We start from the raw sequence: 12,228 nt of genomic DNA, 5'->3' as shown, positions 1-12,228 counted from the left end.
TCATAGTCTTATCAATAAAAAAATTAATAATCATGTATAAAATAATCTTCGTTTTAGTATTTGCGATAGCTTCATCTCTGGGGCTTTATGCGCAAGAATTTCAAGGTATGGCGATTTATGAATCAAAAACAAGTACATCTGATTTTAAGACGCGAATGCAAGGAAACAAAGATATGACGCCAGATATGCAGAAAATAATAGAGGAAAGAATGAAAAAAATGTTTGAAAAAACATTCATTCTTAACTTTGATAAATCAGCATCTATATATAAAGAAGAAGAAAAATTAGAAGCTCCAGGTCAAGGAAGTGGTGGGATGCGAATGTTGGCTTCTATGACAGGAGGCGGTGGAACTTTTTACAAAAATGTAAAAGATAAATCGTACACTGTTGATAAAGATTTTATGGGAAAAGAATTTTTAGTAAAAGATTCATTACCTAATTTGAAATGGAAGATGGAATCTGAAACCAGAGTTATAGGTGGGTATAATTGTTTCAAAGCGACCGCGGTACGCCATGCAAGTAAAACAGATTTTAGAAATTTAAGACCAAAAAAAGAAGAAACTGCAACAGTAAAACCTGCTGATGCTGCTAAGAAAACGAGCTTCATGGATGAGATGGATATGCCTAAAGAAGTTATAATTACAGCTTGGTATACTCCAGAAATCCCAGTGAATCAGGGCCCAGAAAACTATTGGGGTTTACCTGGTTTGATATTAGAAGTAAATGATGGTAAAACAGTTATTCTCTGCTCAAAAGTAGTTTTGAACTCAAAAGTAAAAGCAGATATAAAAGCACCAACAAACGGAAAAGTGATTTCTCAAAAGGAATTTGATGAAACGGTAATTAAAAAAATTGAAGAATTTAGAGAAATGAACCAAGGGCGTGGAGGTAATGGCGGAATGCACATGAGAATTGGCGGGTAGTTTAAAATCACTATTTCAGTTTTAAAATTAATTACAAAGATTTCATTCCTTATTCTTAAATGAAAAAATCAATAGTACTAGCCTTATTTTTTATTACAACAATTTCTTTCTCACAATCCATAAAATTAGAAGGTCTCATAACTGATTCCAAAACTGTTGGTCTGGAAATGGCCAATGTGATGGCTGTGAATCAAGTTACAAAAACGATGGATTCCTACGCCATTACAAATGATAAGGGGAAATTTATTCTTAATTTAAAACCAAATACTTCGTATGTCTTAAAAGTAAGCTATTTGGGAATGCAAAATAAAGAGCTTGCAATTGTAACAACTAATGAAAATAGCAGTAAAAATATTGCTCTTGAAGAGGGCGGAATTGAATTGGACGGTGTAGAAATCGTTCGTGAAATGCCAGTGTCTATAAAAGGAGATACAATAGTTTTCAATGGCGATTCTTTCAAGTCCGGGACGGAACGTAAACTGGAAGACTTATTGAAAAAATTGCCAGGCGTTGAGGTAAATGCTGATGGTGAAGTTGAGGTTGAAGGTAAAAAAGTCACCAAACTAATGGTGGAAGGGAAAGATTTTTTTGATGGAGATACAAAGCTGGGTGTCAAAAACATTCCTGCGGATGCCATCGATAAAATTCAAGTTTTACGCAACTACAACGAGAATTCGATACTAAAAGGAGTGGAGAACAATCAGGATAATGTGGCTATGAATATTAAACTAAAATCAGGAAAGAAAAATTTCTGGTTTGGAGATATGACCGCAGGAATAGGAGTAGCGCATGAAGAAAGCCGCTATTTAATCAACCCAAAATTGTTTTATTACAGTCCAAAATACAGCATAAATTTAATCTCAAACTTTAATAACATAGGTGAACTTCCATTGACTGTTCAGGATTATTTTAAATTTACGGGAGGTTTTAGAGGCATGATGCAAAAAGGAGGATCGAGTTTTAATGTTTCTTCGAATGATTTAGGAATTTCACTTGTAAGGAATAATCGCGCTAAAGATATTGAAACCCAATTTGGAGCTACAAATTTCTCTTATAATGTGAATAAAGCTTGGAGTTTAAGTGGTTTTGGAATTATTTCTTCTTCCTTAACAGATTTAGAAACCAAGTCGCAAACGAATATTTTACAGCCTAATTCCTCCCAAATTCAATCAACAGAAAACCGTCAGGAAGTAGCTCATCAAAAAAGTAACTTGGGATTATTCAAATTAAGTTCCAGTTATAAGCCTAGCGCAAAGTTTCAATTTGACTACGATATATTGGCTAAATTGTCCAAACAAGACGAGGATAATTCACTGTTAAGAGAATCTATTGTCAGCAATAATTCCAATACGGAAAACATCAACACGGTAAAGAAACAAGAACCTATTTCAGTCAATCAAAACCTGAGCTTGTATTATACGCAAAGCGATAAAAATATTTTTGCTTTCGAAATGCAACATTTACACCAAGAAGAAGATCCTTTTTACAACGCTAATTTAAGATCGCAACCTTTTAGCTTATCCGGTTATACGTCTGGTCAAAACAGAAATGATAGTAATCAAAATCGTTTTGTAAAAACCAATAAACTCGACGCTAAGTTGGATTATTATTACATGCTTACGCCCAAAAGTAATATCAATGTAACATTAGGAAATACATATTCAAATCAAAATTTTAACTCCAGTATTTTTCAAGTTTTAGATAATGGAACAGTCAATAACTTGGATAATGCGGCGAATACTAATGATGTAAATTATAATTTTAACGATACGTTCTTGGGCATGCATTACAAGATATTGACCGGTAAATTCACGTTTACTCCAGGAATAAGTCTGCATTCCTATACTATGGCAAATGAGCAATTAGAAACCAGTAATATCCAAAGTTTCTTCAAAGCATTGCCAGACTTTTTAGCAATTTATCAAATTAAAAAAGCAGAAAATTTAACTTATAATTTTTCGTACACGAATAATTTTACCGATATAAATCAATTGGCCGAAGGTTATGTTTTGTCCAATTACAACAGCTTGACAAAAGGAAATAGGTTTTTAGGAAATGCAACTGCGCAAGTACATTCTTTGCGTTACTTTAAATACAACATGTTTAATTTCGAAAATATTACTGCTTTTGCCAGCTATTCTAAAAGAGTTGACGCAATAAAAACACGAGCAATATTCAACGGAGTAAATCAAACGTCATCGCCTTTCAATTCTGATTTTGCCGATGAAACCCTTTCAGGAAATGGTTCGTATGGGCGTTCTTTCTTGAAGAATTACAAAGCCTCTTTGGGCGCCAATTTGAATTGGTCAAAATTCAACAACATTCAAAACAATATTTTGTCAACAAATGAAAGTTTTACACAAAGTTATACGGTGAAAGCCGCAACGAATTATAAAAATAGGCCCAATTTGGAACTTGGATATAATTTGGTCAAAAATGATTACAACAATTCTACTTTTTACACAGAGAAACCCTTTGCCAGATTAGATTATTTCTTCCTGACAAGTTTTTCATTCGTAACTGAATATGAGTTGTACCATTATTACAACAACGCTAAAACAGTCAATAATAAATATGATTTCTTGAGCGCAAGTTTGATTTATCAAAAGAAAGGAAGTAAGCTGGAATACAAAGTCAGTGGAACCAATTTATTGAATACAACCTCATTAAATGATGATAGTTTCTCTCAATTCTCCACCAGAACATCTCAATATACGGTACAACCGCGCTATGTAATTTTTTCTTTAAAGTATAATTTATAGGAGCTAATCCCGCTGTGCATTGCAATCTTTCCTGAAAAAGATTATTTTTCTAAATAAATAAAGGAGCTTCCGTTGGTCGCTCTTTTTTTATAAGAAAAAAGGAATCTTTTTCAGGAAAGGATTTCCATTGCCATCAGGGCTAAAAAAAACCGCAATCCAAATGAATTACGGTTCTATATAAATGCTTTAAATTATTACAATCCAAAAGCCGTTTTCACTTGGTCAACAAAATCTAATTTTTCCCAAGTAAACAATTCAACAGTAACTGTCTTTTCGTTTCCACCTGGAGCAGAGAAAGTTTTAGTAACTATTTCTGGTGTACGTCCCATGTGGCCGTAAGCTGCAGTTTCGCTGTAAATAGGGTTTCTTAGTTTCAAACGTTGCTCAATAAAGTAAGGACGCATATCAAATATAGCTTCTACTTTTTTGGCAATTTCACCATTAGTTAAGTTTACTTTTGATGTTCCGTAAGTGTCGATAAAAATACCCATTGGTTTTGCAACACCGATTGCATAAGAGACTTGTACTAAAATTTCTTCAGCAACACCAGCAGCAACTAGGTTTTTAGCGATATGACGTGTAGCATAAGCCGCACTTCTATCTACTTTACTCGGATCTTTTCCAGAGAATGCACCACCACCGTGAGCACCTTTTCCGCCGTAAGTGTCCACAATAATTTTTCTTCCTGTAAGTCCAGTATCTCCGTGCGGTCCTCCAATTACGAATTTCCCTGTAGGATTGATATGGTACTGAATTGCATTATTGAATAAATGAGCGTGCGTTGGGTTTTTTGCAATAATCCTTGGAATCAAAATTTCAACAATATCTTTTTTGATTTTTGCAAGCATAATAGCTTCTTCGTCAAAATCATCGTGTTGAGTAGATATTACAATAGCCTCAATACGAGTTGGCTTATTGTCATCACTATATTCTAAAGTTACTTGTGATTTTGCATCAGGACGTAAATAAGTGATTTCATTGTTTTCACGTCTTAAAATAGCTAATTCTTGCAATAATTTATGAGATAAATCAAGTGCCAATGGCATGTAATTATCTGTTTCGTTAGTTGCATAACCAAACATCATTCCTTGATCTCCAGCACCTTGCTCTTCCGGGTTTTTTCTGTCAACACCTTGATTGATATCAGCAGATTGTTCATGAATAGCGGAAAGGATTCCACAAGAATTAGCTTCAAACATATATTCGCTTTTAGTGTAACCAATTTTCTTGATTACGTCACGAGCGATTTGTTGTACATCTAAATAAGTATTTGATTTAACCTCACCAGCAAGAATTACTTGTCCAGTTGTAACTAAAGTTTCACAAGCTACTTTTGATTCGGAGTCAAATGCTAAAAAATTATCAATTAATGCGTCTGAAATTTGATCTGCAATTTTGTCTGGGTGTCCTTCACTCACAGATTCTGACGTAAATAAATATGCCATAATAAATATAAATTTAAAATTAAGGGAGGAAAATAATTGCTGGAAATAATACTAAAGGAGAGTGTCTGCTTTAGCATTTTTTCTACTGAAAATTTTTCAGCATCCATAATGAATTCGTTTCATTATGAAGAGGTTGCAATCAGTTCAAATTTTTCCTCTTGTATTCGAGTGCAAATGTATGAAACCATTTTGAATTGCAAATTAATCTGGTCTTTTTTTTAATTTAAATAAAAATAATTTAACATATCCTAGTTGCCCGATAGAGTTTGTAAAATAAATTGGGTTTTCTTTGGTAGATCCAAAAATAGTTTGCAAATTTGTCTCATCAAACAAGAAAAAATGAAATTAGTTGCTATAAATATGTGTTGCATAATGCCGGAAGCTTCCGCAGAGTGCACTTTTGTATAGTTTTAAATTTTTAAAATATATAATTAAGACCTCTGCCAAGCGCAGGGGTTTTTTTATTTTATGTTGATTTCTATTTAACATTTTTAGAAAAAACGAGCCATAAATTCAATTTTGTCAAATCTATAAATGCAAATATTATGATGGTGTGCTTAGGGTGCGTATTGCATCCCAATCTGCTATTCTTTTGACAAGTCATCTAAAACGACTTTTTTTTGCTCGCTAATCTAAAAAAACTAAGTAAATTAAAAAAATAAAAAATATCAGAATCTGAAATTAATAACAAAATAAATAATACTAATATTTAAATCTAAACATCATGAGCACACAAAAATTTGCAACAAACGCACTACATGCGGGACACGACGTAACAAAAAACGCAGGAACCAGAGCTGTTCCAATTTATCAAACCAGTTCCTATGTTTTCAATAACTCGGAACATGCAGCAAACCTTTTTGGTCTGGCTGAACCCGGATTTATTTACACCAGATTAAACAATCCAACGAATGATATTCTAGAACAACGTTTAGCAACTTTAGAGGGAGGGATTGGAGCGGTAGTTACAGCATCAGGAACTGCCGCAATTGCCACAACATTATTGGTATTACTTAAAGCGGGCGATCATATTGTGGCTTCTAACAGTTTGTATGGAGGAACGTATAATTTATTAAAAGTTACGTTGCCAAGGTTGGGAATTACCACCACATTTGTAGATCCATCCAATCCGGTTAATTTCAAAAATGCTGTGCAAGAAAATACCAGAGCATTTTTTGTAGAATCTTTGGGAAACCCAAAATTAGACGTATTGGATTTGAAAGTTATTTCGGCTGAGGCCAAAGCATCTAAAGTGCCTTTTATCGTGGATAATACCGTTGCGTCTCCTTATTTATTAAATCCTATTCAATACGGAGCCGATATTGTCATTCACTCGTTGACGAAATACATAACAGGTAACGGAACTTCTCTGGGAGGTGTTATTATTGATGCAGGAAATTTCGATTGGAGTAATGGGAAATTCCCGGAATTCACAGAACCTTCCGCCGGTTATCACGGATTAGTGTATCACGAAGCACTTGGAAATGCAGCTTTCATTGCTAAAGCTCGCATTGAAGGTTTGCGAGATTATGGCGCTGCTTTGAGCCCGTTCAATGCGTTCCAGATTATTCAAGGATTAGAAACATTACCTATTCGAATTCAAAGACACAGCGATAATGCTTTGGCTCTGGCGCAATGGTTAGAAAGTCACGAAGAAGTGGCATGGGTAAATTATCCGGGATTGAAATCGAGTAAATATTATCTTTTAGGTCAGGAATATTTGCCAAGAGGGCAAAGTGGAGTAGTCACTTTTGGGCTAAAAGGAGGATTTGAAGCTGCCAAAAAGGTGGCAGACGAAACCAAACTATTTTCTCTTCTGGCGAATATTGGTGACACCAAATCACTGATTATACATCCTGCAAGCACGACACATCAACAATTATCTGATGAGGAACAAATTGCAACAGGAGTTTCCAAAGACTTAATCCGACTGTCAGTTGGTTTAGAAGATATTGAAGATTTGAAAGGAGATTTGAAAACCGTTTTTGAAACTATAAAAAAATTACAATTGGTATAAAAGTTTGTTTTTTGGCGGTTACACTGTCTTTGGTTTATTGGTTAGGCCAAAGGCAGTTTTTTTAAAAATAGAAAACAAAACTGCATAGTAGAATTTGTTACCTTTTAAATCAAATTTTTAAATCTTTTTGTTACGTACGATGTAATTGAATCACGATGATAGTGTGAAGCAATTGCTTTTGTATTATTTCTTAGACTTGAGCTTTTCTCTTTTTATGACTTTTTTCTGAAATATAACCTCAAAAAAACGCCTTATACCTGATATAGTGTTAGTTGGTCGGATATGTTTTAGTATAAGCCCTTTATTGTATTAAATTTGTTAAACACTAAAAAAATCAATCTAAAAATAAATATTTTTCAAGATTGATTTTTTTAAAGGCTAAAAGGAAATAATTACAACCTGCACGAAGACACCATATTTTCAGATTGTCATAGCGTGCTAGAGAATTGGTATTGCCAACTATTTATTGTTAAAATAATTTTTAATTAAAATAATTTAATCATGAAAGCAATCGAAAACGTTTTTGTATCAGAAAATACAATGAAAAGAAGAGGCAAAATCCATAGTAACAAATGGGATAAATATCTGGACGATTATGATAATTATGTAAAGGAATATAAAAAGCATTATAAGAATTCGCAAAATGGGGACGAGATCTCGTTGTCATTATATCCTTATATGAGAGCAAAGTGGGAAGATTTAAAAGAGCGAATCATTAAAGGATATGACAAGAAATGCTTAACCAAAAAGCAAGTCAAAAGAGTGATTAAAATTAACATGAACACAGTTTAAGCTTACTTTTAAAAGCTAAAAGAATCAAAACTTAGAATAATGATTTTAGGAAAGGAATGTTTCACTTTGATCAACAGCATAAACCTTAAATAGAATTTATTTTTTTGAATTAATTTAATATTGGCAATGAAATTGCTTGTAGCCAATATCAGTTCTTTTAACTGATGTTTTATAAATTTGATTAATACTAAAACAAACAACTAAAACAATAATTATCATGAGAGAAACAAAGAGAATTTCGCCAATGCCGGATTTCAAATTCAGGGCAAAAAAAACAAAAGAGAGTAAACCGGAAAATGAATTAATTCACCCTAGGTTTGAAGTAAAAACTACAGGTAGTTTTGGTGAAAAAGGGTCTAATTCATTATTGGCTTTAATGTATTCTCAAGAAAATGAGATTCTTTTTATATAATTTAAAACAAACTTTAGCGAAGTAGAAATAATCAAAAAAACTTTTTTAAAATTCATTGTTTTATATGGTAAAAAACGACTTTCTTAAATTTAGAATTTCATCCAAAATCTTAAAAGCACCATTCAATTAGATGGATGCTTTTTTGTGTTTAGAAACGATGTTTTTTTTAAAAAAATAAAAATCAATTCGTTGAAAAATTTGTTTGTTTAAAAAATTTGTAGTTAATTTGTTCCTTTAAGTTCACACACGTACTGAAATGTTATAAAGAAAGGACGAGGGATTAGACCCAATGAAGCCTTAGCAACCCTTCGATTTATCGAAGAAGGTGCTGCATTCTACCGCGCCAAACGCGGAAAGATAACAACAACAATTTAACTGGTTTACCCTAGTTTTTTCTTTCTAATATTTCCAGACACAAATCAAAAATCATAAAAGATTTGAAATTGGAAAATAAACCAACCCATATTACTTTACAAAATTTCACCACTGAAAGTGGCGTATTTTATGCTGTTTTAAACTTAAGTTTTGAAGTTTTTGGACCTGCATTAAACACTGCACCAATCGTTTTAGTAAATCACGCGTTAACAGGAAATTCTCAAGTTATTGGGGAAAAGGGTTGGTGGAACGATTTAATCGGCGCTAATAAAACAATTGATTCCAATAAATATACAGTAGTATCTTTTAATGTGCCCGGCAATGGCTATGATGAGACTATAATAGAAAACTACTTAGATTTTAATGCCAGAGATATTGCGAAATTGTTTATTCGAGGAATTAAATTTCTTGAAATAAAACAGCTATATGCTATTATTGGAGGTTCTGTAGGAGGAGGAATCGCATGGGAAATAGCCGCTTTAGAACCTAAGATTACAAAGCATTTGATTCCTATTGCAACGGACTGGAAATCAACGGATTGGTTGATAGCCAATTGTTATTTGCAAGAGCAAATCCTAAATAATTCTCGAAAACCTATTGAAGACGCAAGGATTCATGCCATGCTGTGCTACCGTACCCCGGAATCATTGAAAGAAAAATTCCAGCGAACTACAAACGAAGAATTGGGTATTTTTAATGTGGAAAGTTGGTTGAGTCATCACGGAACGAAATTGCAAAAACGGTTTCAACTTTCCTCTTACAAAATGATGAACCAATTGCTCAAAACGATAGATATCACCAGAAATGTTGGGTCATTCGAAGAAATAGTTTCAAAAATTGATGCTGATATTCATATAATAGCAATCAATTCAGATCTGTTTTTTACTGCAAATGAAAATAAAGCAACGTATCAAGAATTAAAAAAATATAAAAACAATGTTTCTTATCAGGAAATCGTTTCCATCCATGGTCACGATGCTTTTTTGATTGAATACAAACAATTAGACAATTTGCTTGGCGCTATTTTTCAAGCATAAAGACAATATAAAAAGATGAAAATATTAAAATTTGGAGGTAAGTCTTTATCGAATGGTGAGGGATTAAATAAGGTGGTTGCTATTATTACTGATAAAGTAAATCAAGGAGAGGAAATTGCTATCGTGGTATCTGCACGTGGAAATGCTACTGATGACTTAGAAAATATTTTAGGAACGGCATCCCAAAATGGAAATTATAAACCGCTTTTTGAAGATTTTAAAAAGTACCAACAAGCCGAATATGATGCTGTAGATTTGACGGAAGAATTTGAAGTCTTAGAAAAACTCTTTGAAGGTGTGAGTTTGATTGGAGATTACAGCAATAAAATTAAAGATTTAGTGCTGTCTAAGGGAGAATTGCTTTCCGCAAAATTACTGACGGCCATTTTAATCAAAAACGGAATAAATGCTCGTTTTACTGATTCAAGAGAATTGATCAAAACGGATTCAAAATTTGGAGACGCACAACCTTTGGAACAACTTTCGAAGAAAAACGTAATCAATTATTTCAAACAAAATAATGGGGACACAGTCAATATTGTGACTGGTTTTATTGGGTCAAACAGTAAAAATGACACCACTACTTTAGGAAGAAACGGTAGTAATTATACTGCTTCTTTGATTGCTAATTACCTAAATGCAAAGGAACTTCAGAATTATACGCATGTTGATGGGATATACACGGCAAATCCTGATTTAGTCTTGGATGCCAAAAAAATTGACCATTTGACATTTAATGAAGCGAATGAGCTAGCTAATTTTGGAACAACGATACTTCATGCCAAAACCATAATTCCTTTATTGGAAAAAAATATTCCCCTTCGAATTTTGAACACATTTAATCACGAAAACAAAGGAACTTTAATTACTTCAAATTCAAATAAGGAAGGGATTAAAACGCTTTCAGTCTTGGAGAATGTGTCATTAGTAAACTTAGAAGGAAGAGGTTTGTTAGGAAAAACAGGTGTAGATGCTCGTATTTTTAGAGTAATGGGAGATAATGATATTAGCGTTAGTATTATTTCACAAGGTTCGTCAGAAAGAGGAATAGGTCTTGTGGTTGCTGCGGATCAAGCTACAAAAGCAATGATAGAACTAGAAAAAGAATTCGAAAATGATTTCTATTCTAAAGACGTCAATAAAATTTCAGTTACAGATAATGTTTCGGTGATTTCTATAATCGGGCAGGATTTAAGCACTTTTCACAAGCCATATACCGCTTTAATTAAAAACAAGATTGTTCCTATTCTTTTCAATAATACCGTAACGGGTAAAAATGTAAGTTTAGTAGTTAAAAAATCACAATTAAACAAAGCCTTAAATGTGATTCACGGGGAAATTTTTGGAGTTTCAAAGAAAATTAATATCGCTATTTTCGGACATGGCCTGGTGGGTGGAACTTTGATTAATCAAATACTGGAATCAGCCGCAGCTATCGAAAAAAGAAAGGATATTAAATTGAATGTTTTTGCTATCGCCAATTCAAAAAATGTGCTGTTAAACAAAAACGGAGTGACGCCAAACTGGAAAAACGAAATACAAAATAACGGTTTCTGTTATACGATTGATGATGTTATTGCCTTTGCAAATGAACATCATCTCGAAAATTTAATTGCAATTGATAACACGGCAAGTGCTGCCTTTGTTGAAAATTATGTAAAATTGGCTGAAAATAGTTTTGATTTAATTTCATCCAATAAAGTAGCCAATACGTTAAGTTATAATTTTTATAAAGCATTGCGAAAAGTATTGGCAGATAATCAAAAGAGTTACCTTTACGAAACGAATGTTGGCGCAGGATTACCTTTGATTGATACCATAAAATTACTGCATCTTTCTGGTGAAAATATCACCAAAATAAAAGGCGTTTTTTCAGGTACATTAAGTTATTTATTTAATAATTTCTCTGCTAATGATCTTCCGTTTAGTCAAGTATTACAAGAGGCAATTGACAATGGATATACAGAGCCAGATCCTCGAGAGGATTTATGTGGAAACGACGTAGGTCGAAAATTATTGATTTTAGCAAGAGAATTGGATTTGCAAAATGAATTCGAAGAAATTGAAATTCAGAATTTAATTCCAGATCATTTAAGAGAAGGAAGCGCATCTGAGTTCTTAACCAAATTGAAGGAATTTGATCCAATTTATGCTAAAATAAAAGCCGACCAAAAACCAAATCACGTTTTGAGATACATAGGTGAATTGTCTGGAGATTTACAAAATGACAAAGGGAATCTTGAAGTTAAACTAGTTTCTGTGCCATCTGATACGGCTTTAGGAGGATTGAAAGGTTCAGACTCTTTCTTCGAAATTTACACAGAATCGTATGGTGACAGACCAATCGTGATTCAAGGGGCAGGAGCAGGATCAGCAGTAACGGCGAGAGGAGTATTTGGAGATATTTTGAGATTATCGGATAAAGGATAATTAAAGTGGTCAGTGATCAGTTCCAGCGTTCGAGA

8 protein-coding genes and 1 riboswitch are annotated in these 12,228 nt (G+C 33.2%); of the genes, 7 read left to right on the top strand and 1 reads right to left on the bottom strand.

From position 1 onward, the window contains the following. The first annotated feature begins 32 nt into the window (after positions 1-32). Together C4S35_RS00295 and C4S35_RS00290 are read left to right on the top strand one after the other, a co-directional pair. Positions 33-923, top strand: coding sequence for a GLPGLI family protein (locus C4S35_RS00295; RefSeq protein ID WP_103998262.1), 891 nt, complete (start codon positions 33-35; stop codon positions 921-923). A gap of 59 nt (positions 924-982) precedes the next feature. Next, entirely contained in the window at positions 983-3,685 is a 2,703-nt protein-coding gene (locus C4S35_RS00290; protein ID WP_103998261.1) for a carboxypeptidase regulatory-like domain-containing protein, read from the top strand. A gap of 194 nt (positions 3,686-3,879) precedes the next feature. Here the strand turns inward: C4S35_RS00290 and metK are convergent, their stop codons facing one another. Beyond that, complete coding sequence (gene metK, locus C4S35_RS00285) at positions 3,880-5,130, bottom strand: methionine adenosyltransferase (protein WP_103998260.1); 1,251 nt, start codon at positions 5,128-5,130, stop codon at positions 3,880-3,882. A gap of 724 nt (positions 5,131-5,854) precedes the next feature. Between metK and C4S35_RS00280 the strand changes: the two genes are divergently transcribed. From C4S35_RS00280 to thrA, 5 genes are all read left to right on the top strand, one after another. Then, entirely contained in the window at positions 5,855-7,147 is a 1,293-nt protein-coding gene (locus C4S35_RS00280; RefSeq protein ID WP_103998259.1) for an O-acetylhomoserine aminocarboxypropyltransferase/cysteine synthase family protein, read from the top strand. A gap of 501 nt (positions 7,148-7,648) precedes the next feature. After that, positions 7,649-7,939: a hypothetical protein gene (locus tag C4S35_RS00275; protein WP_103998258.1), complete on the top strand. Its 291-nt coding sequence runs from the start codon at positions 7,649-7,651 to the stop codon at positions 7,937-7,939. A gap of 217 nt (positions 7,940-8,156) precedes the next feature. After that, on the top strand, positions 8,157-8,351 hold the full coding sequence (locus tag C4S35_RS00270; protein WP_103998257.1) for a hypothetical protein: 195 nt from the start codon (positions 8,157-8,159) through the stop codon (positions 8,349-8,351). A 256-nt stretch (positions 8,352-8,607) separates the two neighbouring features. Further along, positions 8,608-8,715: riboswitch (SAM riboswitch) on the top strand. Positions 8,716-8,794: 79 nt separating this feature from the next. Next, the gene (locus tag C4S35_RS15875) at positions 8,795-9,763 is read left to right on the top strand and encodes an alpha/beta fold hydrolase (protein WP_244175164.1); all 969 of its coding nucleotides are present in this window, start codon (positions 8,795-8,797) and stop codon (positions 9,761-9,763) included. A gap of 15 nt (positions 9,764-9,778) precedes the next feature. Continuing rightward, positions 9,779-12,193 carry a bifunctional aspartate kinase/homoserine dehydrogenase I gene (gene thrA, locus C4S35_RS00265; RefSeq protein ID WP_244175163.1) on the top strand — a complete coding sequence of 805 codons (2,415 nt, stop codon included), beginning with the start codon at positions 9,779-9,781 and terminating at the stop codon, positions 12,191-12,193. The last annotated feature ends 35 nt before the right edge of the window (positions 12,194-12,228 follow it).

The sequence above is a fragment of the Flavobacterium urumqiense genome (assembly GCF_900108015.1).
GTDB lineage: Bacteria > Bacteroidota > Bacteroidia > Flavobacteriales > Flavobacteriaceae > Flavobacterium > Flavobacterium urumqiense.
The sequence above is the reverse complement of the archived record's forward strand: the minus strand, read 5'-3'. Positions and strand labels throughout refer to the sequence as shown.